At 70.9% G+C, this 22,954-nt stretch carries 16 protein-coding genes; 8 read left to right on the top strand and 8 right to left on the bottom strand.

All coding sequences use genetic code 11. From position 1 onward, the window contains the following. Positions 1–116: 116 nt before the first annotated feature. The 4 genes from ACFY9I_RS35635 to rpsA all read right to left on the bottom strand — a co-directional run bounded on the left by ACFY9I_RS35635 (position 117) and on the right by rpsA (position 3,926). On the bottom strand, positions 117–497 hold the full coding sequence (locus ACFY9I_RS35635; protein ID WP_391009493.1) for a tetratricopeptide repeat protein: 381 nt from the start codon (positions 495–497) through the stop codon (positions 117–119). 49 nt (positions 498–546) lie between these two features. Next, positions 547–1,176 carry a dephospho-CoA kinase gene (gene coaE / locus ACFY9I_RS35630; RefSeq protein WP_391009490.1) on the bottom strand — a complete coding sequence of 210 codons (630 nt, stop codon included), beginning with the start codon at positions 1,174–1,176 and terminating at the stop codon, positions 547–549. A 95-nt stretch (positions 1,177–1,271) separates the two neighbouring features. After that, complete coding sequence (locus ACFY9I_RS35625; protein ID WP_391009487.1) at positions 1,272–2,210, bottom strand: PAC2 family protein; 939 nt, start codon at positions 2,208–2,210, stop codon at positions 1,272–1,274. Between the two features lie 219 nt (positions 2,211–2,429). Beyond that, on the bottom strand, positions 2,430–3,926 hold the full coding sequence (gene rpsA / locus ACFY9I_RS35620; protein WP_031166273.1) for a 30S ribosomal protein S1: 1,497 nt from the start codon (positions 3,924–3,926) through the stop codon (positions 2,430–2,432). A gap of 328 nt (positions 3,927–4,254) precedes the next feature. On the opposite strand from rpsA, the gene ACFY9I_RS35615 reads away from it, so the two are divergent. Both ACFY9I_RS35615 and ACFY9I_RS35610 read left to right on the top strand, forming a co-directional pair. After that, on the top strand, positions 4,255–5,181 hold the full coding sequence (locus ACFY9I_RS35615; protein ID WP_391009484.1) for a methyltransferase domain-containing protein: 927 nt from the start codon (positions 4,255–4,257) through the stop codon (positions 5,179–5,181). Between the two features lie 195 nt (positions 5,182–5,376). Further along, positions 5,377–8,307 (top strand): ATP-dependent helicase C-terminal domain-containing protein, encoded by a 2,931-nt coding sequence (locus ACFY9I_RS35610; protein WP_391009481.1) that lies wholly within the window; start codon positions 5,377–5,379, stop codon positions 8,305–8,307. Between the two features lie 5 nt (positions 8,308–8,312). Here ACFY9I_RS35610 and ACFY9I_RS35605 read toward each other — a convergent pair whose 3' ends face one another. The 3 genes from ACFY9I_RS35605 to ACFY9I_RS35595 all read right to left on the bottom strand — a co-directional run bounded on the left by ACFY9I_RS35605 (position 8,313) and on the right by ACFY9I_RS35595 (position 11,512). Beyond that, positions 8,313–9,305, bottom strand: coding sequence for a porin PorA family protein (locus tag ACFY9I_RS35605; RefSeq protein ID WP_391009478.1), 993 nt, complete (start codon positions 9,303–9,305; stop codon positions 8,313–8,315). A gap of 15 nt (positions 9,306–9,320) precedes the next feature. Next, positions 9,321–9,455: an SPW_0924 family protein gene (locus ACFY9I_RS35600; RefSeq protein WP_391009476.1), complete on the bottom strand. Its 135-nt coding sequence runs from the start codon at positions 9,453–9,455 to the stop codon at positions 9,321–9,323. Positions 9,456–9,721: 266 nt separating this feature from the next. Beyond that, positions 9,722–11,512 carry a lytic murein transglycosylase gene (locus ACFY9I_RS35595; protein ID WP_391009473.1) on the bottom strand — a complete coding sequence of 597 codons (1,791 nt, stop codon included), beginning with the start codon at positions 11,510–11,512 and terminating at the stop codon, positions 9,722–9,724. Positions 11,513–11,887: 375 nt separating this feature from the next. Between ACFY9I_RS35595 and ACFY9I_RS35590 the strand changes: the two genes are divergently transcribed. Next, positions 11,888–12,739, top strand: coding sequence for a DUF4184 family protein (locus tag ACFY9I_RS35590; protein WP_391009470.1), 852 nt, complete (start codon positions 11,888–11,890; stop codon positions 12,737–12,739). A 706-nt stretch (positions 12,740–13,445) separates the two neighbouring features. Here the strand turns inward: ACFY9I_RS35590 and polA are convergent. After that, entirely contained in the window at positions 13,446–16,172 is a 2,727-nt protein-coding gene (polA, locus tag ACFY9I_RS35585) for a DNA polymerase I (protein ID WP_391009468.1), read from the bottom strand. Positions 16,173–16,558: 386 nt separating this feature from the next. Here polA and ACFY9I_RS35580 point away from each other — a divergent pair, with 386 nt between their 5' ends. The 5 genes from ACFY9I_RS35580 (at position 16,559) to ACFY9I_RS35560 (ending at position 22,949) form a co-directional block, all read left to right on the top strand. Then, entirely contained in the window at positions 16,559–18,838 is a 2,280-nt protein-coding gene (locus ACFY9I_RS35580; protein ID WP_391009465.1) for an FdhF/YdeP family oxidoreductase, read from the top strand. A gap of 69 nt (positions 18,839–18,907) precedes the next feature. Beyond that, positions 18,908–19,393: a hotdog fold thioesterase gene (locus tag ACFY9I_RS35575; protein ID WP_391009462.1), complete on the top strand. Its 486-nt coding sequence runs from the start codon at positions 18,908–18,910 to the stop codon at positions 19,391–19,393. A 101-nt stretch (positions 19,394–19,494) separates the two neighbouring features. Next, positions 19,495–19,932: a hypothetical protein gene (locus ACFY9I_RS35570; protein ID WP_391009460.1), complete on the top strand. Its 438-nt coding sequence runs from the start codon at positions 19,495–19,497 to the stop codon at positions 19,930–19,932. A gap of 747 nt (positions 19,933–20,679) precedes the next feature. Then, the gene (locus tag ACFY9I_RS35565) at positions 20,680–21,909 is read left to right on the top strand and encodes an ABC transporter substrate-binding protein (RefSeq protein WP_391009457.1); all 1,230 of its coding nucleotides are present in this window, start codon (positions 20,680–20,682) and stop codon (positions 21,907–21,909) included. A gap of 107 nt (positions 21,910–22,016) precedes the next feature. Continuing rightward, positions 22,017–22,949 (top strand): branched-chain amino acid ABC transporter permease, encoded by a 933-nt coding sequence (locus ACFY9I_RS35560; RefSeq protein WP_391009454.1) that lies wholly within the window; start codon positions 22,017–22,019, stop codon positions 22,947–22,949. Positions 22,950–22,954: the final 5 nt, after the last annotated feature.

The following is a 22,954-nucleotide window of genomic DNA, read 5'->3' as shown; positions in this document are numbered from 1 at the left end:
GAGCCATGACGGACCGAACCACCCCACCCCGCTCCCCTCACCGAACGTACCGGTCGGGCCACCTGCCGTAGTGGTCGGCCACCGGCCGCACTCGTCGGGTTCCTCGGCGCGCCTCCTCAGGAGTCGAACCGTGCCGCTTCCAGGTACTGCGGATTGGGATCCAGGGCGGCGGCGAGCCGGAAGTGGCGTTTGGCCTGGTCGGGGCGGGCCTGGCGCTGGTAGGTGCGGGCAAGGGCGAAGTGCGCGAACGCGTTGTCCGGCTCACGCTCCAGGACGATGGTGAACTCCAGCTCGGCGGGCCGCAGTTGGGCCGCCGCGAAGAAGGCGCGGGCACGCAGCAGCCGGGCCGCCGTGTTCTCGGGGTGCTCGGCTATGACACGGTCGAGCAGCTTGACCGCACCCCGCGGATCCTTGGCGGCGAGCAGTCGCTCGGCGGCGCGGAAGTCGATGACATGCGTCTCCGGGGAACGTCCGGTGGAACCGCTGGTCTCGGGCACGGCTGAATCCTTCCCTTGCTGCGACCGTTCAACGCCCCCAGCGGGCTCGCTATTCCTGTGTGTGTTCGGATCGCTCCGGGGGCGTGTGTGCCCGGCGACTGAGATCCGCCCATACCTCCCGTACGCGCCGCCGCAGGTCCTCCAGGGGTACGTCGTTGTCCACGACGATGTCCGCGATCTCCAGGCGCTGTTCGCGGGTCGCCTGGGCGGCCATGCGGGCGCGCGCGTCCTCCTCCGTCATGCCGCGCAGGCGTACGAGACGGTCGAGCTGCGTCTCGGGGGCCGCGTCCACGACGACCACCAGGTCGTACAGCGGGGCCAGGCCGTTCTCGGTGAGCAGGGGGACGTCGTGGACGACGACGGCGTCCTCGGCGGCGGCCTGCTCCAGCTCTCTGGAGCGGGCGCCCACCAGGGGGTGCACGATCGCGTTGAGCGCGGCGAGCTTCTCCGGGTCGGCGAACACGATGGAGCCCAGCTTCGGGCGGTCCAGGCCACCGTCCGGGCCGAGCACGTCCGCGCCGAAGGTCTCGACGACCGCCGCGAGTCCGGGGGTGCCGGGGGCGACGACCTCGCGTGCGATCCGGTCCGCGTCGATCAGCACGGCACCGCACTCCACGAGCAGCCGCGACACCTCGCTCTTGCCGGCGCCGATACCGCCGGTGAGACCCACTTTCAGCATGTCCGGCAGCTTAGGCCCTCCCGCTGACAGAGCTGTGGGGAGACCCTGGAACAGGGCCTCCCCACAGCTCCGCGGCACGGGCGAGCGCGAAGGGCTCAGCCGTCGCCTTCCCGCTCCGCCAGGAACTTCTCGAACTCACGCCCGATCTCGTCGGCGGAGGGGATGTCGGCGGGCTCCGCGAGCATGTTGCCGCGGGTCTCGGCGCCCGCGGCGGCGTCGTACTGGTGCTCGAGCCCCTGGACCAGCGCGACCAGTTCCTCGTCACCCTCCCGGATCTGCCGGTCGATCTCGGTCTGCGTACGGTGCGCCTCGGTGCGCAGGGCGTGCGCGACGGAGGGAAGCACCAGACCGGTGGCGGCCGTGACGGCCTCCAGGACGGTCAGGGCGGCGTCCGGGTAGGGCGAGCGCGCGATGTAGTGCGGGACGTGTGCGGCGACACCCAGCACGTCGTGACCGGCCCGCATGAGGCGGTACTCCAGGAGGGACTCGGCACTGCCCGGCACCTGCGCCTCCTCGAAGGGGCTGCGGTGGCCGGGCACCAGCTCGGCCCGGTTGCCGTGCGGGGTGAGGCCGACCGGACGGGTGTGCGGTACGCCCATGGGAATGCCGTGGAAGTTCACCGAGAGGCGGACGCCGAGGCGCTCCACGATCTGCTGGACGGCGGCCGCGAAGCGCTCCCACTCCACGTCCGGCTCGGGGCCCGACAGCAGCAGGAACGGCGCCCCGGTGGCGTCCTGGACGAGCCGTACGTCCAGGGTCGGCTCCTCGTAGTCGGTCCAGCGGTCGCGCTTGAACGTCAGCAGCGGGCGGCGCGCCCGGTAGTCCACGAGCCGGTCGTGGTCGAAGCGGGCCACCACCTGGTGGGGCAGTGAGCCGAGGAGCCGGTCGACGATCTGGTCGCCCGTCTCACCCGCGTCGATGTATCCGTCGAAGTGGTAGAGCATGACAAGTCCCGCCGACTCCTGGGCGAGCGCCATGTCGACGACTGCCAGGCCCTTCGGCTCCCATGCGTACAAACCCTGCGGATCAAGCACTGTGACCGCTCCTCCTCGTGTCCGTACTCCCCAACGCCGCACGGGGGCCTGGCATTCCCGAACGGCTCGTCGGACCGCGGCACACCCGTATGGAGCACGCCCGCGGCACACCCGTGTGGGCGCACGCTCCCGCCCTCCCGGCCTGGACAGCACTGAGGGCCCGCATCCAGAAGGATGCGGGCCCTCGAGCGTCAGCGGCTAGCTGTCAGCCTTGCGCGTTCAGCTCTGGCCGCCGGCCAGCTTCTCGCGGAGGGCAGCCAGGGCCTCGTCCGAAGCAAGGGCACCGGAGGTGTCCGCACCCTCGGAGGAGTACGAGCCACCGCCCGCGGCCGGAGCCGCACCCGCGGCGTCCCCGCCCTCGGCCGCGGCAGCGGCGTCGGCCTCGCGGGACTTGATGACCTGCTGCTGGTGCTGCTCGAAGCGGGTCTGCGCCTCGGCGTACTGGCGCTCCCACTCCTCGCGCTGCTTCTCGTACCCCTCGAGCCAGTCGTTGGTCTCGGGGTCGAAGCCCTCGGGGTAGATGTAGTTGCCCTGGTCGTCGTAGGACGCGGCCATGCCGTACAGGGTCGGGTCGAACTCGACCGAGGCCGGGTCGGCACCGAAGGACTCGTTGGCCTGCTTCAGCGAGAGGCTGATGCGACGGCGCTCGAGGTCGATGTCGATGACCTTGACGAAGATCTCGTCGTTGACCTGGACGACCTGCTCCGGGATCTCCACGTGGCGCTCGGCCAGCTCGGAGATGTGGACCAGACCCTCGATGCCCTCGTCCACGCGGACGAACGCACCGAACGGAACCAGCTTCGTGACCTTGCCGGGCACGACCTGGCCGATCTGGTGGGTGCGGGCGAACTGCTGCCACGGGTCTTCCTGGGTCGCCTTCAGCGACAGGGAGACGCGCTCGCGGTCCATGTCGACGTCGAGGACCTCGACCGTGACCTCCTGGCCGACCTCGACGACCTCGGAGGGGTGGTCGATGTGCTTCCAGGACAGCTCGGAGACGTGGACCAGACCGTCGACGCCACCCAGGTCCACGAAGGCACCGAAGTTGACGATCGAGGAGACCACACCGGAACGGACCTGACCCTTCTGGAGGGTCGTGAGGAACGTCTGGCGGACCTCGGACTGGGTCTGCTCCAGCCAGGCACGGCGGGACAGGACCACGTTGTTGCGGTTCTTGTCCAGCTCGATGATCTTCGCCTCGAGCTCCTTGCCCACGTAGGGCTGGAGGTCGCGGACACGGCGCATCTCGACCAGGGAGGCCGGAAGGAAGCCGCGGAGGCCGATGTCGAGGATGAGACCACCCTTGACGACCTCGATGACGGTACCGGTGACGATCCCGTCCTCTTCCTTGATCTTCTCGATCGTGCCCCAGGCACGCTCGTACTGAGCGCGCTTCTTGGACAGGATGAGGCGGCCTTCCTTGTCCTCCTTCTGGAGAACCAGGGCCTCGATCTCATCGCCCACGGCGACGACCTCGTTGGGGTCGACGTCGTGCTTGATGGAGAGCTCGCGGCTCGGGATGACGCCTTCGGTCTTGTAACCGATGTCGAGCAGGACCTCGTCCCGGTCGACCTTCACGATGACGCCGTCGACGATGTCGCCGTCGTTGAAGTACTTGATCGTCTCGTCGATCGCGGCGAGGAAGGCTTCCTCGTTACCGATGTCGTTGACCGCTACCTGCGGGGTGGTGGCGGTGGTCTCGGTGCTGCTCGTCATGTGGGAAAGGGCTCCGGTACGGACATTGAAGTCGTAGGTACTGCTACGCCGGGAGCCCGTATCGCTCTGAAGAAGCCGGACAGCCAAGGAAGCGCCACACCAGGAAAGTCACCAGGACATTCCCGTGGCGCCTCGAAAACCGAGGGGACATACAACAGATGCGAGCGCAGCCTGCTACGTCTGAGGTGCGCAGGCCCGCAGCGCAACTTGTAGCATACGGGGGCAGCCAGGCAGGGTCAATGCGCGAAGGCGCACACCCGGGGCGGAACACCGCAAACCCGGCACAAAACCTGTCCCATGAGGCCACGCAAGCCTGAGAGACCCCTTCGTGTCACCGCCGGAACGGGTCGCGCCACGCAGGTTACGGAAGAGTACGACGAGGGAGCCCATCATCCAAGAGCCCGATGTCCACGAAAGCGGCGAGGTCCACGGGACCCCCGGTTCAGTCGAGGCCACCGAGGCCGCCGAACCGGAGGCCACCCGGCGTGCGGCCGGGGTGACGGAGAGTTCCCGGGCCAACCGGGGCTGGTGGGACCGCAACGCGGACGAGTACCAGATCGAGCACGGCACGTTCCTCGGTGACGACCGTTTCGTGTGGGGCCCGGAGGGGCTCGACGAGGTGGAGGCGGAACTGCTGGGGCCGCCCGAGGAGCTCAAGGGCAAGGACGTCCTGGAGATCGGTGCCGGCGCCGCGCAGTGTTCGCGCTGGCTGGCCGCCCAGGGGGCCCGTCCGGTCGCCCTGGACCTCTCCCACCGCCAGCTCCAGCACGCGCTGCGCATCGGCGGATCGATTCCCTTGGTGTGCGCCGACGCCGGCGACCTGCCCTTCGCCGACGCCTCCTTCGACCTGGCGTGCTCGGCGTACGGGGCACTGCCGTTCGTCGCCGACCCCGTGCAGGTTCTCCGGGAGGTGCGGCGCGTACTGCGTCCGGGTGGCCGTTTCGTCTTCTCGGTGACCCACCCGATCCGCTGGGCCTTCCCGGACGAGCCCGGCCCTGAGGGCCTGTCCGTCTCCGGCTCCTACTTCGACCGCACGCCCTACGTCGAGCAGGACGAGGAGGGGCAGGCCGTGTACGTGGAGCACCACCGGACGATCGGCGACCGGGTCCGGGACGTCGTGGCGGCGGATTTCCGGCTGGTCGACCTGGTCGAGCCGGAGTGGCCCACCTGGAACACCTCGGAGTGGGGCGGCTGGTCGCCCCTGCGCGGGAATCTGATCCCGGGGACGGCGATCTTCGTCTGCGAACGGGACTGAGCGGACGCGGCGGAGCGAGCGGGCCGAGCGGACGCGGCGGGCCGCGTGGACTGTGTGGGCGCAGCGGGCCACGTGGACTGAGCGGACTGTGCGGACTGGGCGGGGCCGAGTGGCGACGACGGGCCTGAGGCCCACGGCCGTCAAAAGGTACGCGCGCGTGGAGGGCCTTTTTCTGGGGCGTACGACACTAGGGGCGTGATCCGTGACGACGCCCTGGAAACGCTGCCCGTACGCGATGCCCTGCCCGGTCTGACCGACGCCCTGGAGGGACACGGCTCCGCTGTCCTCGTGGCGCCGCCGGGGACCGGCAAGACGACGCTGGTGCCCCTGGCCCTGGCCGGGCTGCTGGACGGCGGGCCGGTGCGGCGGGTGCTCGTCGCCGAGCCGCGGCGGATCGCGGCGCGGGCGGCCGCGCGTCGGATGGCGTGGCTGCTGGGCGAGGAGGTCGGCGGGAGCGTCGGCTACACCGTGCGCGGCGAACGGGTCGTGGGGCGCCGCGCGGGCGTGGAGGTCGTCACGACGGGTGTACTGCTGCAACGGTTGCAGCGGGACCAGGAGTTGCCGGGCGTCGACGTCGTCGTCCTCGACGAGTGCCACGAGCGGCATCTTGACGCGGACACGGCGGCGGCGTTCCTGGTGGACGTGCGGGAGGCGCTGCGGCCCGAACTGCGGCTGGTGGCGGCGTCGGCGACGACGGACGCGCAGGGCTGGGCGCGGCTGCTGGGCGGGGCGCCGGTGGTCGCGGCGGAGGGGGTGTCGTACCCGGTCGAAGTGGTGTGGGCGCCGCCGGCCCGGCCCGTACGGCCGCCGCACGGGATGCGGGTGGACCCGGCGGCGCTGACGCACGTGGCGTCGGTGGTACGGCGGGCTCTGGCGGAGCGGCGGGGGGACGTCCTCTGTTTCCTCCCCGGGGTCGGCGAGATCGCGCGCGTGGCCGGACACTTGGGCGGCCTCGGTGACGTGGACGTGCTCCAGGTGCACGGGCGGGCGCCTGCCGCCGTGCAGGATGCCGTGCTGGCTGCCGGCGACCGGCGTCGGGTGGTGCTGGCGACCTCGGTGGCGGAGTCGTCGCTGACGGTGCCCGGGGTGCGGGTGGTCGTCGACTCCGGGCTCGCGCGGGAGCCACGCGTCGACCACGCTCGGGGGCTCAGCACGCTGACGACGGTACGGGCCTCGCAGGCGGCCGGGCGGCAACGGGCCGGGCGTGCCGGGCGCGAGGCCCCCGGCACGGTCTACCGGTGCTGGGCGGAGGCCGAGGACATCCGTCTGCCGCGCTTCCCCTCGCCCGAGATCAAGGTCGCGGACCTGACCGCGTTCGCACTGCGGACGGCCTGCTGGGGCGCCCCGGACGCCTCCGGGCTCGCCCTGCTGGACCCGCCCCCGAGCGGGGCGATGGCGGCGGCCCGGAGCGTTCTCCTCGCGATCGGCGCGGTCGATCCCGCCGGGCGCGCGACGTCACGTGGGGTGCGCATGTCCCTGCTGGGCCTGCACCCCCGGCTGGCCCGCGCCCTCCTCGACGCCACGCCGCTCGTGGGCGCCGAGCAGGCTGCGGAGGTCGTCGCGCTGCTGAGCGAGGAGCCGCCGCGGGAGTACGGCGACGACCTGGCCGCCGTGCTGCGCCGCGTCCGGCGCGGGGGCGACGCCTACGCCGCTCGCTGGCGCACCGAGGTCCGGCGCCTGCGGGCCGCATCCTCGCCCGCGCTTCCGGCGCGGCCCCTTTCCCACCCGGAACCCGCCCATGGCTCCCTCCCGGGCCAACCGGGCGGCGATGCTCCGTGGGGCGAGGGGGAGACCGCAGTTCAGGAAGGCGCGAGCGGTGGCGCCGGGCGGGGACGGACCGCGAGCACCGGGAACGACGCCGAACACTCCCCCGCGGCGGGTGGCGCCCCCCGGGATCACACTGTGGCCGCCGGCGGCACCGGCGAGGCGCGCGCCGCGACCGCCGACGACAGCACGGCACTCCCCGTCGGCGGCGCGTTCGGCGGGACGCACGCTGTGGGCGGAAGCGGAGGCGGTGGTGAAGGCGGTGACGTGGGGCGGGGTGCGGTCGGTGGCGACGTCGGCTGCGGGGGCGGCGTCGGTGGCAGGCGGGCCGGCTCCGGGGCGGGTGGGGTCGGGATGGTGTCCCGGTTCGCCGGGGTCGAGGGGTGGGCGGGGGATCGCGGCGTCGGGGTCGTGGTGGCGCTGGCGTTCCCTGAGCGGGTCGGCAGGAGGGAGGGTGGGTCGTTGCTCATGGTGTCCGGAACTCGTGCCGAGGCCGGGGCGGGGTCCGGGTTGGGTGGCGCCGAGTGGGTGGGCGTCGCCGTGGCCGATCGGGCGGTGGGGGCCGGGCACGCGCGCGTGCGGCTCGGGGCCGTGATCGATGAGGGCGTGGCCCGCGAGGCGGCGGGGGCCTTCCACGGCCGGGAGGAAGAAGTCGGGTGGCGGGAGGGGGATGTCGTCGCGCGGAGGGTGGAGCGGCTGGGGGCCGTGGGGTTGGCCGTACGGCCGCTCGAGGAGGCCCCACCCGGGCTCGTACGGGCTGCGCTGATCGAGGGCTTGCGGGTCGAGGGACTCGGGCTGTTGCGGTGGTCCCAGGACGCGGCGCGGTTGCGGGAGCGGCTGGCGTTTCTGCGGGAGCGGCTCGGCGCGCCCTGGCCCGACGTGTCCGACGGCGCCCTCCACGCGCGCGTGGAGGAGTGGTTGGAGCCCGAGCTGAGCCGGGCCCGGCGGCGGGCGGATCTGGGGCGGATCGACGCCGGGGAGGCGCTGCGGCGGTTGCTGCCGTGGGCCAGCGGGGACGCCGTACGGCTGGACGAGCTGGCGCCCGAGCGGATCGAGGTGCCGAGCGGGTCCCGGATCCGGGTGGACTACGCGCGGCCTGAACAACCGGTGCTGGCGGTGAAGTTGCAGGAAATGTTCGGTTTGCGGGAGTCGCCCGTGCTGGCCGGGGTGCCCGTGCTGGTGCATCTGCTGTCGCCCGCCGGCCGGCCGGCGGCCGTGACCGCCGATCTGGCCTCTTTCTGGAAGGACGGCTACAGCGCCGTACGGGCGGAGTTGCGCGGCCGGTACCCCAAGCATCCCTGGCCTGAGGACCCGGCGACCGCCGAGCCGACCCGGTACACCAACGCGCGGCTCAGGCGCTGACCGGCTCAGGCGCTGACCGGCTCTGGCGCCGGGGGCCTGCTGGACTCCGGTTCGCCGTGCCGACGGCCACGGGCCTCGACCCAGAGGGAGAGCGCGAGGAGCAGGAGGCCCAGGCCCAGGAAGCCCCAGGGCAGGTAGGAGGTCATGAGGAGCACGAGGAGGCGCTGGGACTTGACCAGGTCGACGGTGTGTTCGATGTAGTCCTCGCGCATCTTCACATGGCCGGCGAAGGCGGTGACCTTCTCACGGTCGCCGAGGAGCGTGCCGCCGCGCAGCTCCTCCTTGTGGATCTCCTCGCCGTAGACGGGTGCGCCGGTGACGGGTTCCACCCAGAACTTGCGGACCGTGGTGTACCAACGGCTCGTCCCCGTCTGGGCCACCGTCTCCCGGGTGATGCCCTCGACGGGCATGGTCCGGGGGAAGGGGACCTCGGTCCAGGGGATGGTCTGCTCGAAGTAGTAGACCTCGACGCCCCGGAAGTCCCGGGTGCCCTTGTAGTGGATGGGGGCCGTGATCCGGGCCTGCGCGTCGAAGTACTCGTAGTCCCTCCGCTCCGTGAGGAAGGGCCATTTGAACTCCAGGCCCTCGCGCTGCACGGGGTCGCCGTCGACCATCTCGCCCTTGGCGTGGACGGGCTCCTGGGTGTGGGCGTCGAAGATGTAACGCTCGGGGATGCGGGAGACCGTCTCGCCGTCGGGCCCCTGGGCGTACGACAGGCCGTCCCATACGACCACGTCCCGGTCGGTCGTCCTCTCGATCTCCTCGGAGGCCTCCACGTTGCCCTTGAGGGTCTGCACGATGGTGACCTTCGGAACCGTCCGCGCGGTCATGGTGCCGTAGTCGAGGAGGGTGGCGTCCTTGGCCTCCAGGACCATGTCCTGGTACTGGTTCGCCGGGATCTTGGCGAGGTTCGGGAAGACGTACCAGCGCAGCAGTGGGGACAGCGCCGTGAAGAACACGGCGAGCGCGAGCAGGATCAGGCCGGCCCTACGGCGCATCGCGGCCTCCCTCGGCTAGGGGTGTGCGGGGACCGTCGTCAGCAACGGTTTCGGTGAGGTCTCCCCCGTCGGCGACCCCAGCGCCGTGATCGTGAACGCGAGGGCGCAGGCGAGCGCGAGACCGGTCACGGCAGCGATCAGGGCACGCATACGGACCTCCCGATCCACGGACCGTCGACGGGAACTGATAGTTCGTCAGATCTGGCACGGTAGCAACGGTCGGGCGAGATGAGAACACGTCGCGCGAGGCGTGCGGGTGGGGCGTGCGGGTAGGCCGTGCGGGTGGGTCGTGCGGATGGTGCGCACAGGGCAGCGACACCCTCCGGCCCAGAACACGGCAGCGGCGCCCCTCCCGGAAGAGGAGCGCCGCCTTGACCGTACGTACGGACGGCCAGCCGGCCGGCGGCCGGTGTCGTCTAGGACTCGCTGGGGGTCGGTGTCGCCGACTCGGTGGTCTCGGCCGGTGCCGGTGCCGCTGCCTCCACGGTCAGTTCGACCGTGAGGATCGCGCCGCCCACGGCCTGGATGTGGAGCAGGAACGTGCCGGTGGCGGCGTCCGAGTAGAGCTTCGGCAGCTTGAGCAGGCCGTTCTCGTCGGTCTCCAGGGTCGTCAGGGTGCGTACCGGATTACCGGCGGCGTCCTTGGTGAAGTAGGGGCCCTTGTCGTTCTCGGTGGCGTCGAGGGCCGACTTGACGAGCGTGGCCTTGACTGCCACCTTGTCGGCGACCGCGCCCTTGTAGGTGGCCTTGATCTCCACCTGCTCGGCGAACTCACCGTTGGGGACGCAGGTCATCGCGGTGGTGGTGGTGCGGGCGAGGGCGTCGGCCTGGCGGGCGGTGACGGTGGCCTTGTAGTCCAGGGCGGGGACGGAGCGGCCCACGACGGTGGCGCGGACCGTGACGGCGCCGGTCTTCTCGCCGGCCACGAGCGCGGGGGCCGTGGCCTTGCCCGAGCCGTCGGTGATGATGGTCGCGTACTTCTCACCACCGGCGAAGGTGGTGTCCGTGTCTCCGACCAGGGCGAAGCGGACCCGGACCTTCGCGACGGCCTTGCCCGTCCCGGTCTCGGTGCGGGCGACGAGCTTCTGCGTGAAGGTGTCACCGGCCATGGCCGTGAGGTTCGACGGGCCCGCGTTCTCCAGGTGGTGCACCGTGTCGGTGGGGGTCTGGTCCTCGGGCGGGGTGGTGGTGCCGCCGCCGTCCGGCTCGTCGGTGTCCGGCTTCTCCGGCTTCTCCGGCTTCCCGGGCTTCCCCGGCTTCCCGGGCTTCCCGGGCTTCTCCGGCTTGTTCGTCCCCGGCGGCGTCGGGCCGGGTTTCGTGGAGCCGTCACCGTTGCCGGTGCCGCCATTGCCGGTGCCGCCATTGCCGTTGTTGCTGTTGCCGCTCGGCGTCTCGGGCAGGGAGCCGGTGCCGTCCGGGATCTCGTGACTGCCCTCGCGGTAGTGGTCCAGCCACGTCATGACGGTGTTGTAGTACTCCGTCGAGTTGTTGTAGCTGAGGATCGCGCTGCGGAGGTTCGCACTGTCCGAGAGGTCCCAGTTGAACCGGCACAGGTAGTTGCCGGCGGCGAGGGCGGCGTCGTAGATGTTGTTCGGGTCCTTGGCGCCGTCGCCGTTGGCGTCGCGGCCCGCCCACCTCCAGGTGGACGGAATGAACTGCATGGGCCCGACCGCCTGGTCGTACACGGTGTTGTCGTCGTACGCGCCGTCGTCGGTGTCGCTGATGTTCGCGAAACCGTTGCCGTTGAGGACAGGGCCGAGGATCTTGCCGATCGTCGTTCCCTCGGCGTCGACGCGGCCGCCCCTGGCCTGGCCGGACTCCACCTTGCCGATGGCGGCGAGGAGTTGCCAGGGGAGGTGACAGCCGGGCTTGGAATCGCGCAGGGCCGCCTCGGCCTTCTTGTAGGCGTCGAGGACGGTCGCGGGTACGCCGCGCTCGCCGGCTGTCGCGCCCGAGCCGCCACCCGTGCCGGGCTTCGTGGTGGGACTGTCGAGCGGCGGAAGGTCCGTGAAGTACTGCGAGTTGCCCGACGCGGTGTCCTCGGCCTGGGGGCTCACGTCCGGCACGGGGGCACCGGTGGTCTGTCTGCCCGCGCTGTCGGTGGTCACTCCCGGGGCCTGAGAGGCGGCCAGCGCCGCTACCGTGGCCGCGGCCAGGGCGGTGGTCGCCGCCCCCTTGCGGAGCCTCAAACCGAACTGCGCCGCCATTGAGTGAACCCCTCCCCGGTGGTCGACCGCCTTGGCGCTCTACCGACTTACTGCCGTCTCAGTCACTTGTCCGCTTTGCCGGACCAATTTCCCTGCTCTGGTACACCGACTCCGGAGTTCCGGTTTTGGTTGCCCTGTTCCGGCATTCCACTTCCGGAAATCCAGTGGCCCCATACCCATGGGCACGGGAACCCAGGCGACCCTACGACAACTTCCGTCGCCCGGACACCCGTTCGTGCCCGATATTCACCGATTGGCGTTATCGGTTTCCTGTCAGGTGGGCACCCTCCGTCGGGCGTTCACAAGTCGCGCATACTGGCGACCGGTCATCGCCGGGCCGCCACCTCCGGCCAAAGTCCGTCACAGGGGGACGACTTGCCCTTCACGCTCAGCCATGCGGCCGCCGTACTGCCCGCCCTGCGGGGGAACGGGACCGGGCGCGGGCCCTTGGTGCCGTCGGTGCTCGTCGCCGGTTCCTTCGCGCCCGACATGACCTACTACGTGGCGAGTGTGCTGCCCGAGGCCATGGAGTTCGGCGATGTCACACACTCCTTCACCGGGGTCTTCACCGTCGATGTCCTGGTCACCTGGGCACTCGTCGGTCTGTGGCTGGTGCTGCGGGAGCCGCTGGTGGCGCTGCTGCCGCCCGGGCGGCAGGGGCGGGTGGCCTCGCTGGTGCGCTGCGGTGCGGGGGTACGGCGGTTCAGCCCCTCGCTGGCGCTGTGGTGGTACGTGTCCGCCGCACTCGGTTCGCTGACCCATGTGGTCTGGGACGCGTTCACGCACCTCGACCGGTGGGGAATGCGGCTGTTCCCCGTCCTCGGTGAGGAGATCGCCGGCTCACCGCTCTACTGGTACCTCCAGTACGGCGGCTCGGCGGTCGCGGCGGTGGTGATCGTCGTCTTCGTCACGGTGGCCCTGCGCCGACAGCCGGTGGGTGTGCCGGTGGGTGTGCCCGTGCTGTCCTCGGCCGACCGGTGGCTGGCGGGCGCCGTCATCGGGGGCTGCGCGCTGGTCGCGGCGGTGCAACGGGTGGCCCGCTGGTGGGCGTACTGGGGGTCGGTCGCCAAGCCGTACGAGGTGATCCCGACCGTGTGCTTCGGGGCGGGCGCCGGGCTGGTACTCGGCGTGGTCCTCTACGGCGTCGGCGTCAGGATCTGGCGCCCGGCTCCCGCCGCCGCGGCTCCCGCCGCCGACGCGGCGGCGGACAGCTCGGTCCCGCGCTGACCGCGGGGCGCCACGGGGGCGCTCCCCTGGGGGTGCGGGGCCTGGCGGCGCGGGGTGCGTACGGCGGTACGTGTCCGAGGAGGGCCGCCAGGGGATGGGTCAGCACCCGGGGGTAGAGACTGTGCGGCCGCCGGACGCGTGGTCGCGCCCACGGGAGGCCGGGGTGCGCCCGGCTGAGCCGGTTACGCATCCCTGACAGACGGGTGGCAGCTGTCGCGGTACGGCGGCGGAGCATGCGTATACCCATGCGGGCATCCTTACGGCTGCGCTGCCTCGGGGGCCGCTTGGTGGGGGCCAGGCGGGTGACAGGGCGGGACGGGGCTCGACGGCGGCGGAGGGGGAGGCGGAGGCGGAGGCGGAGGGGGTACTGCCGGCTCGGCGCGGGCGGCGGCTGGGCTGCGGGCTCGGGAGAGGGCCGCTGCCGGCTCGGTCGCGAGGTGCGGCGGAGTAGTCGGTCCACCCGCCGGGAAGCGGGGCAACGCGGCGAGGCGAGGCGGGAAGGCACCTGCCGGTTCGGCACCGCCGGAAACCGACATACGGGTTGCTCGCCGTCGCGGCGGATTGCGCGGGCGGCGGCTGAGAGCAGTGGGCGTGTGGTGTGCGAGGCGGCGTGGTGCGGCAGGCGGCGTGATGTGCGAGGGGATGCGGTGGGAGGAGGTGTGGTGGGAGGGGCGCGGCCGGGGTGGGGCCGGCCCCTCCTCGGTGGTCAGTGGGCGGCCGATTCCCAGTCGGGGCCGTAGCCCACGGAGACGTCCAGCGGGGCCCTCAGGTGAACGGCGTTGGCCATCTCGTGGCGGAGGAGTCGTTCGGTGCGTTCGCGTTCGCCGGGGGCGATTTCGAGGACGATTTCGTCGTGGACCTGCAGGAGCATGCGGGAGGCGAGGCCGGCCTCGTCCATGGCGCGGCCGACGTTGAGCATGGCGATCTTCACGATGTCGGCGGCCGTGCCCTGGATGGGCGCGTTGAGCGCCATCCGCTCGGCGGCCTCGCGACGCTGACGGTTGTCGCTGTTGAGGTCGGGGAGATAGCGGCGGCGCCCGAAGAGCGTCGCCGTGTAGCCCGTGGCGCGCGCCTCGTCCACGACGCGGCGCAGATAGTCCCGTACTCCGCCGAACCGCTCGAAGTACGCGTCCATCAGCGCACGGGCCTCGCCCGCGTCGATGTTGAGCTGCTGCGAGAGACCGAACGCGGACAGGCCATAGGCCAGGCCGTACGACATCGCCTTGATCTTGCGGCGCATCTCCGCGTCCACCGCCGACTGTTCGACCCCGAACACCTGGGCGGCCGCCGTGGTGTGCAGGTCCTCGCCGGAGGTGAACGCCTGGATGAGACCCGCGTCCTCGGAGAGGTGGGCCATCACGCGGAGCTCGATCTGGCTGTAGTCCGCCGTCATCAGGGACTCGAAGCCCTCGCCGACGACGAAGCCACGCCGGATCGCACGGCCCTCGTCGGTGCGGACCGGGATGTTCTGCAGGTTCGGGTCCACCGAGGAGAGACGGCCCGTGGCGGCGACCGTCTGGTTGAACGTGGTGTGGATACGGCCGTCCGCGGCGATCGTCTTGATCAGGCCCTCGACGGTGACACGGAGCCTCGCCTGCTCGCGGTGGCGGAGCATGATGACCGGCAGCTCGTTCTCCGTCTGGCCGGCGAGCCAGGCGAGGGCGTCCGCGTCCGTGGTGTAGCCGGTCTTCGTGCGCTTGGTCTTGGGCAGGGCCAGCTCGCCGAAGAGAACCTCCTGGAGCTGCTTGGGCGAGCCCAGGTTGAACTCGTGCCCCGCCGCCGCGTGCGCCTCCTTCACCGCCTGCTGCACGGCGCCCGCGAACATCTGCTCCATGGCCTCCAGGTGCGCCCGGTCCGCCGCGATGCCGTGGCGCTCCATACGGGCCAGGAGCGCGGAGGTGGGCAGCTCCACGTCCTGGAGGAGTTCGGCCGCGCCGACCTCGGTCAGGCGCTCCCGGAAGGCCACGCCGAGGTCGAGGATCGCGCGGGCCTGCACCATCAGCGCGTCCGCCTCGGCGCCCTCGTCCGCGCCGAAGGCGAGCTGGCCGTCGGCCGTGGCGGCGGGGGCCAGCTCCCGACCCAGGTACTCCAGGGAGAGCGCGTCCAGGTCGAAGGAGCGACGGCCCGGCTTGACGAGATAGGCGGCGAGCGCGGTGTCCATGGTGACGCCGTCCACGGTCCAGCCGTGCTCGGCGAACACACGCATCGCGGCCTTGGCGTTGTGGAACACCTTGGGCTTCGCCGTGTCGGCCAGCCAGGCGGCCCACGCCGTCTCGTCCGTCTCGTCGAGCTGCGTCGGGTCGAACCAGGCGGCCGCTCCCCCGGCGGCGGCGAGCGCGATCTCGGCGACCGAGCCCGTGCCGAGCGCCCAGGCGTCGACCGTGGCGACGCCGAGGACCTCCGTGCCGTGCTCGGTGAGCCAGGGGGCCAGCTCGCCGGAGCCGAGCACCGTGCCGTCCACCTCGACACCGGGGGCGGCCGGCTGCCCGGCGTCGGCCTCCTCGGCGCCCGGGTCGACGGCCAGCAGGCGCTCGCGCAGCGACGGGTTACGGATCTCCAGGGTGTCCAGGACCAACGCGACGGCCTTGCGGTCGTACGCGGTGCGCTCCAAGTCGGCGACGCCCTTCGGCAGTTCGACCGTGCGCACCATTTCGGTGAGGCGTCGGTTGAGCTTGACGGCCTCCAGATGGTCGCGGAGGTTCTGCCCGGCCTTGCCCTTGACCTCCTCGACGCGCTCGACGAGGTCCGCGAACGAGCCGAACTGGTTGATCCACTTCGCGGCGGTCTTCTCACCCACGCCGGGGATGCCGGGGAGGTTGTCGGACGGGTCGCCGCGCAGGGCAGCGAAGTCTGGGTACTGGGCCGGGGTGAGGCCGTACTTCTCGAACACCTTCTCCGGGGTGAACCGGGTCAGCTCCGAGACGCCCTTGGTCGGGTAGAGCACGGTGGTGTGCTCACTGACCAGCTGGAAGGAGTCACGGTCGCCGGTGACGATGAGGACCTCGAAGCCCTCGGCCTCGGCCTGGGTGGCGAGGGTGGCGATGACGTCGTCGGCCTCGAAGCCGTCGACCGCGAAGCGGACCGCGTGCATCGCGTCGAGGAGCTCGCCGATCAGCTCGACCTGGCCCTTGAACTCGTCCGGGGTCTTCGAGCGGTTCGCCTTGTACTCGGTGAACTCCTCCGAGCGCCAGGTCTTGCGGGAGACGTCGAACGCGACCGCGAAGTGGGTGGGGGCCTCGTCGCGCAGCGTGTTCGCCAGCATCGACGCGAAGCCGTAGATCGCGTTGGTCGGCTGGCCCGTCGCCGTCGTGAAGTTCTCCGCGGGCAGCGCGAAGAACGCGCGGTAGGCCAGCGAGTGCCCGTCCATGAGCATGAGCCGGGGACGGCTTCCGCCGGGGGTGCTGTCGGTCTTCTTCGATCCTGTCTCTGCCACGGACCCGATCCTGCCACGAGCCACTGACACTCGACCCCCAGGGACGAGTCGAGCACCGACCGGGCACCGCCCGAGGCCGGTTTCGGCACCGCCACCACCACCGTGGTCGATCGCCGTCGCGGCGACCACCTGGGGCGGGCCGCGGCGAAGCCGCCCCCGCCGCCACAGGCAAACCGCGAGCGAACCCTCGGGGCCGGGGGCCCCTACCGGTAGGGGCCCCCGCCCCTGCCGCCAGGGGCGGGGGCGTGGCGCGCCCTCGCCCTCCGCCCCCGTCGCACCGCCGCCCGGGCTCGTTCGGTGTCGGTGTGGCGTGCGAGGATCGGAGTCGTAGCCTCACGCCCGAACGCACAGGTACGTGAATACAGGTACGTGAATGGGGAGCAGCGATGGCCGGCAAGGCGCCCAAGGATGATCCGGTTCAGGACGCGCCGCAGGTCGCGGGGCCGAAGCACGCGGCGGCTGGGCTGCCGGCGATCGGACACACACTGCGGGTCGCGCAGCAGCAGATGGGTGTGAAGAGGACCGCGCTGACGTTGTTGCGGGTCAATCAGAAGGACGGGTTCGACTGCCCGGGCTGTGCCTGGCCGGAGCCTGATCACCGGCACGCCGCGGAGTTCTGCGAGAACGGCGCGAAGGCGGTCGCCGAGGAGGCGACGCTGCGCCGGGTCACCCCGGAGTTCTTCGCCGCCCACACGGTGGCGGATCTGGCCACGCGCAGTGGGTACTGGCTCGGACAGCAGGGACGGCTCACCCACCCCGTGTATCTGCCCGAGGGCGGCGACCGGTACGAGCCGGTGTCCTGGGACCGGGCCTTCGACATCGTCGCCGAGGAGCTGAAGGCGCTCGGCTCGCCCGACGAGGCTCTCTTCTACACCTCCGGCCGCACGAGCAACGAGGCCGCGTTCCTGTACCAGCTCTTCGCCCGCGAGTTCGGTACGAACAACCTGCCGGACTGTTCCAACATGTGCCACGAGTCGTCGGGCTCAGCACTCTCCGAGACGATCGGCATCGGCAAGGGCAGCGTCCTGCTGGAGGACCTGTACAAGGCCGATCTGATCATCGTCGCCGGGCAGAATCCGGGGACGAACCATCCGCGCATGCTCTCCGCGCTGGAGAAGGCGAAGGCGGGCGGCGCGAAGATCATCACCGTTAATCCGCTGCCCGAGGCCGGCCTGGAGCGGTTCAAGAACCCGCAGACCCCGCAGGGCATGCTCAAGGGCGCCGCCCTCACCGATCTGTTCCTGCAGATCCGCATCGGCGGCGACCAGGCCCTCTTCCGCCTCCTCAACAAGCTGATCCTGGAGACGGAGGGCGCGGTCGACGAGGAGTTCGTCCGGGAGCACACCCACGGGTACGAGGAGTTCGCCGAGGCCGCCCGCGCCGCCGACTGGGACGAGACACTCACCGCGACCGGACTCACCCGGGACCAGATACGGGAAGCCCTGCGCATGGTCCTCGCCTCGAAGCGGACCATCGTCTGCTGGGCCATGGGCCTCACCCAGCACAAGCACTCCGTGCCGACCATCCGCGAGGTGGTCAACTTCCTGCTGCTGCGCGGCAACATCGGCCGCCCGGGCGCCGGCGTGTGCCCGGTGCGCGGTCACTCCAACGTGCAGGGCGACCGCACGATGGGCATCTTCGAGCGGCCCGCCCCGGCGTTCCTGGACGCCCTGGAGAAGGAGTTCGGCTTCGCGCCGCCCCGGGAGCACGGCTACGACGTCGTGCGCGCCATCAAGGCCATGCGCGACGACAAGGCGACGGTGTTCTTCGCGATGGGCGGCAACTTCGTCTCGGCGTCCCCCGACACCGAGGTGACGGAGGCGGCGATGCGCCGGGCCCGGCTGACCGTCCACGTGTCGACGAAGCTGAACCGCTCGCACGCGGTCACGGGCGCGCGGGCGCTGATCCTGCCCACCCTGGGCCGCACCGAACGTGACCTCCAGGGCAGCGGCGAGCAGTTCGTGACCGTCGAGGACTCGATGGGCATGGTGCACGCCTCACGCGGGCGCCTCGAACCCGCGAGCGGACAACTGCTGTCCGAGCCGGCCATCGTGTGCCGGCTCGCCCGCCGGGTGCTCGGTGAGGACAGCCGTACGCCATGGGAGGAGTTCGAGAAGGACTACGCGACGATCCGCGACCGCATCGCGCGCGTGGTCCCCGGTTTCGAGAACTTCAACGCCCGCGTGGCCGACCCGAGCGGCTTCGCCCTCCCGCACGCCCCGCGCGACGAGCGCCGCTTCCCCACGGCCACCGGCAAGGCCAACTTCACCGCCGCGCCGGTGGAGTACCCGACGCTGCCGGAGGGCCGCCTGCTGCTGCAGACGCTGCGCTCGCACGACCAGTACAACACCACGATCTACGGCCTGGACGACCGCTACCGGGGCATCAAGAACGGCCGCCGGGTCGTCCTGGTCAACCCCGAGGACGCGGCACGGCTGAAGATCGCCGACGGCTCCTACGTGGACCTCGTCGGCGAGTGGAAGGACGGTGTCGAGCGGCGCGCGCCCGGCTTCCGGGTCGTGCACTATCCGACGGCCCGCGGCTGTGCCGCCGCCTACTACCCCGAGACCAACGTCCTGGTGCCGCTGGACTCCACCGCCGACACCAGCAACACCCCGGCCAGTAAGTCCGTCGTGGTCCGTCTGGAACAATCGTCGACCGACTGAGCGTTTGCTCAGCCAGGCCGGCGTACCACCGTCGGCGGCGCAGCGCGATCGACGACGAACGGAGCCCCGATGGGCGAGCACCACCACGTGACGTTTCCGCAAGAGATCATCAACGAGTTCGCGGCCCTGGGCATCGACCTGGTCGCCATGTTCTCGGCGGGCCACCTGGGCACTCGTATGGGCGTGCGGATAGTGGAGGCCTCGGCGGACCGTGTCGTCGGCGTCATGCCGGTGGAGGGCAACACCCAGCCGTACGGGCTGCTGCACGGCGGCGCGTCCGCCGTGCTGGCGGAGACGCTGGGCTCGGTCGGCTCCATGCTGCACGCGGGCAGCTCCAAGATCGCCGTGGGCGTGGACCTGAACTGCACCCACCACCGGGGCGTGCGGTCCGGGCTGGTGACCGGTGTCGCCAGCCCGCTGCACCGGGGGCGCTCGACCGCGACGTACGAGATCGTCATCAGCGACGAAGCGGGCAAGCGGGTGTGCACGGCACGGTTGACCTGTCTGCTGCGCGACGCGCCGGTCCAGGGTGAGCAGGCGCGGACGGCGGAGTAGAGCGTACGGACCGCGGGCCGCTGCGGGCGTACGGGGAGCAACCGGAGGCGAAGACCTCTCCCCTCTGGTCCCCCACGCCGGACAGGCCCTAGCGTCGGGACATGACAACGGGAGGAGCCCTCAGACCGTGGGCCGTACTCACGTCGGCGCTGCTGACCGGCGCCCTGGTCGCCGCGTGCACGGCGTCGGGCGCGACGGGCCGATCACGGGATGCCCGGGATGCCCCGGGCGGCGGAGCCGCGGACGCCCGGAGCAGCGCCTCAGCGTCGCCGTCGGCCACCCCGCCCGAGGAACTGTGCACGAAGCTCGTGGCGTACTGGTCGCGGGAGACGCTGGACGGGGACACCTACGGGGACTACCAGGCGATGGGGTTGTCGAACGGGCAGTACGACATCCTGCGCGAGGTCGTGGACGCGGCCCGGACCGAACGCGAGCGTGCGGGCCGGGCGGCGGCGGAGCGGCTGATCGACCGGCGGGCACGCACGGGCTGCCAGGAGTGGTACCGCGCGGGCGGTCCGGGCGAGAGGCCCTGGCGGTGAGCGGGGTCGGTCCCGTGGAGCCCGGAGAAGGCACGCGCGCGCGGGACACGGAGCGCGCCTGTCCGTACGCCACCCGGGCCGACGGGGCGCCGCCCGGGAGCTTCGGCTTCGAGGTGGCCCTGAATCTGCGCCACGGCCCCCCGGTCACCGCCGGACGGATGTCCCAGCCCTGCCGCCGGGCTCGGACGGATGTCCCAGCCCTGCGCCGGGCTCGCACTGGACACGGAGCCGCCCACTCCGTTCCCGATCGAGCCGGGCGGGCGGCGTCCGATCGTCATCACCATGCGCGTCAGGGCCTGCGGAAAAGCGCCGCAGAGCGTCCGGATGCCTTTCCTGGTTGTAACTCTACGTAATAAACACGCAATGAAAGCGCATAGTTTCATCCTCGGCGAACGCTACGCACAGGACCTCTCCGACGCCCTCCGGACCGCCTGTCGCAACAAATTCCCGTCATCACCAAAAGCCTGAACGCTCCTGAACCTACCCGCGTCAACCCTGCACGTTCTCACCATGCGGACAGGGCGAATCCGCCCGAATTCCGCAGATCCACCCACTGAGTACCGCTCTGCATTACCTCGTGTCATAACAAGAGCGTCACAGCCTTGGCCAGACTCTCCTCGACATTCCCCACACCCGCTTAGAGTCACCGCCAGTCACCGCGCCACCGGAATCGAAGCCACGCTTCGGCCCAGCGCTCGACTCGGCCGCTTCCAAACAGGAAGGGCCGTGCCAGGGAAAGGACTGATCGTGCGTCAACGTTCGCTCATCGCCATCACCGCCGCGCTGGCGGCGGGAGCACTCACTCTCACCGCCTGCGGTTCGCGCGACGAGGGCAACGGCGGCTCGGAAGCCGAAGGTGGCACCACTGTCGTCATCGGCGTCGACGCCCCGCTGACCGGTGACCTCTCCGCGATGGGTCTCGGCATCAAAAACTCCGCCGACCTCGCCGCCAAGATCGCCACCAAGGAGAAGTACGTCGAGGGCATATCCTTCAAGATCGAAGCCCTCGACGACCAGGCGCAGCCCTCCTCCGGCCAGCAGAACGCCGCCACCTTCGTTGCCAACAAGGACGTCCTCGGTGTCGTGGGCCCGCTGAACTCCGGCGTCGCCGAGTCGATGCAGAAGGTCTTCGACGACGCCAAGCTCGTCGAGGTCTCCCCCGCCAACACCGGCCCGACCCTCACCCAGGGCCCCAAGTGGGAGACCGAGAAGGTCCGCCCGTACAAGTCGTACTTCCGCACCGCGACCACGGACGCCATCCAGGGCCCGTTCGCCGCGCAGTACCTCTTCAACGACGCCAAGAAGAAGAAGGTCTTCGTCATCGACGACAAGAAGACCTACGGCGCCGGCCTGGCCGCCACCTTCACCAAGGAGTTCGAGAAGCTCGGCGGCGAGGTCGTCGGCACCGAGCACATCGACCCCGAGACCAAGGACTTCTCCGCGGTCGCCACCAAGGTCAAGTCCTCCGGCGCCGACGTCGTCTACTACGGCGGTGAGTACCCGCAGGCCGGCCCCCTGACCAAGCAGATCAAGGCCGCCGGCGCCAACATCCCCGTCGCCGGCGGCGACGGCATCAACAACCCGGCCTACATGGACCTCGGCGGCGCCGCCGCCACCGGCGACTTCTCCACCTCCGTCGGCGCCCCGGTCGAGGAACTCCCCTCCGCCAAGGACTTCGTCGCCGACTACAAGGCCGAGGGCTACAAGGAGCCCTACGCGGCCTACGGCGGCTACTCCTACGACTCCGCCTGGGCCATCATCGAGGCCGTCAAGAAGGTCGTCGAGGACAACGACGGCAAGCTCCCCGACGACGCCCGCGCCAAGATCACCGAGGCCATGCAGAACGTCTCCTTCGACGGCGTGACCGGCAAGGTCTCCTTCGACGAGTACGGCGACACGACCAACAAGCAGCTCACCGTCTACAAGGTCGACGGCGGCGAGTGGAAGGCGGTCAAGTCCGGCACCTACACCGGCTGACCCAGCCCGCACATTCATGAGCCGCGCGGGGCGCTGCACCAATGGCGCCCCGCGCGGACTCACATCCGGTCACATTCGTCGAACATCCGAATCTCGGAGGACATGCGGTGAACGAACTGCCGCAGCAGCTGGTCAACGGCCTGCTACTGGGATCCATGTACGGGCTGGTCGCCATCGGCTACACGATGGTCTATGGCATCGTCCAGCTCATCAACTTCGCCCACGGTGAAATCTTCATGCTGGGCGGTTTCGGGGCCATCACGGTCTACCTGTACGTACTGCCCGACGGCACCACCCTGTGGATCGCACTCCCCCTCATGCTCATCGGCGGCATCCTCGTCGCCGTACTCGCCGCAGTCGGAGCCGAAAGACTCGCCTACCGGCCCCTGCGCACCGCCCCACGCCTCGCCCCCCTCATCACCGCCATCGGCCTCTCCCTGGCCCTCCAGCAGGCAGTGTGGGCCTGGTACCCCGACGCCAAGGAATCCGTCAACTTCCCCCAGATCGACGGCGGACCCTACGAAATCGGCGGCGTCACCATCCAGACCGGCGACATCTTCCTCCTCGCCGCCGCCCCCATCAGCATGGCGATCCTCGCCTACTTCGTCATGAAGACCCGCACCGGCCGCGGCATGCAGGCCACCGCCCAGGACCCCGACACCGCCAAGCTCATGGGCATCAACACCGACCGCATCATCGTGGTCGCCTTCGCCCTCGGCGCCGCCTTCGCCGCCGTCGGAGCCGTCGCCTACGGCCTCAAGTACGGCCAGGTCCAGTTCCGCATGGGCTTCATCCTCGGCCTCAAGGCCTTCACCGCGGCCGTCCTCGGCGGAATCGGCAACATCTACGGCGCCATGCTCGGCGGCGTCGCCCTCGGCCTCGCCGAAGCCCTCTCCACCGCCTACATCGCCGACATCCCCGGCATGGACCAGTTCGGAAGCCAGTCCTGGGCCAACGTCTGGGCGTTCGTACTCCTCATCCTCGTCCTCCTGTTCAGGCCCCAGGGCCTGCTCGGAGAGCGCGTGGCGGACAGGGCGTGACACCG

The sequence above is a fragment of the Streptomyces sp. NPDC012510 genome (assembly GCF_042955065.1).
In the GTDB taxonomy this organism is placed as follows: domain Bacteria; phylum Actinomycetota; class Actinomycetes; order Streptomycetales; family Streptomycetaceae; genus Streptomyces.
The sequence above is the reverse complement of the archived record's forward strand: the minus strand, read 5'-3'. Positions and strand labels throughout refer to the sequence as shown.

Excerpts from the sequence above, each read along its gene's own strand:
- ACFY9I_RS35600 (WP_391009476.1), bottom strand. The coding sequence starts at position 9,455 with ATGCGTGCCCTGATCGCTGCCGTGACCGGTCTCGCGCTCGCCTGCGCC.
- rpsA (WP_031166273.1), bottom strand. The coding sequence starts at position 3,926 with ATGACGAGCAGCACCGAGACCACCGCCACCACCCCGCAGGTAGCGGTC.
- ACFY9I_RS35575 (WP_391009462.1), top strand. The coding sequence starts at position 18,908 with ATGGGCGAGCACCACCACGTGACGTTTCCGCAAGAGATCATCAACGAG.
- ACFY9I_RS35605 (WP_391009478.1), bottom strand. The coding sequence starts at position 9,305 with ATGCGCCGTAGGGCCGGCCTGATCCTGCTCGCGCTCGCCGTGTTCTTC.
- ACFY9I_RS35595 (WP_391009473.1), bottom strand. The coding sequence starts at position 11,512 with ATGGCGGCGCAGTTCGGTTTGAGGCTCCGCAAGGGGGCGGCGACCACC.
- coaE (WP_391009490.1), bottom strand. The coding sequence starts at position 1,176 with ATGCTGAAAGTGGGTCTCACCGGCGGTATCGGCGCCGGCAAGAGCGAG.
- ACFY9I_RS35580 (WP_391009465.1), top strand. The coding sequence starts at position 16,559 with ATGGCCGGCAAGGCGCCCAAGGATGATCCGGTTCAGGACGCGCCGCAG.
- ACFY9I_RS35570 (WP_391009460.1), top strand. The coding sequence starts at position 19,495 with ATGACAACGGGAGGAGCCCTCAGACCGTGGGCCGTACTCACGTCGGCG.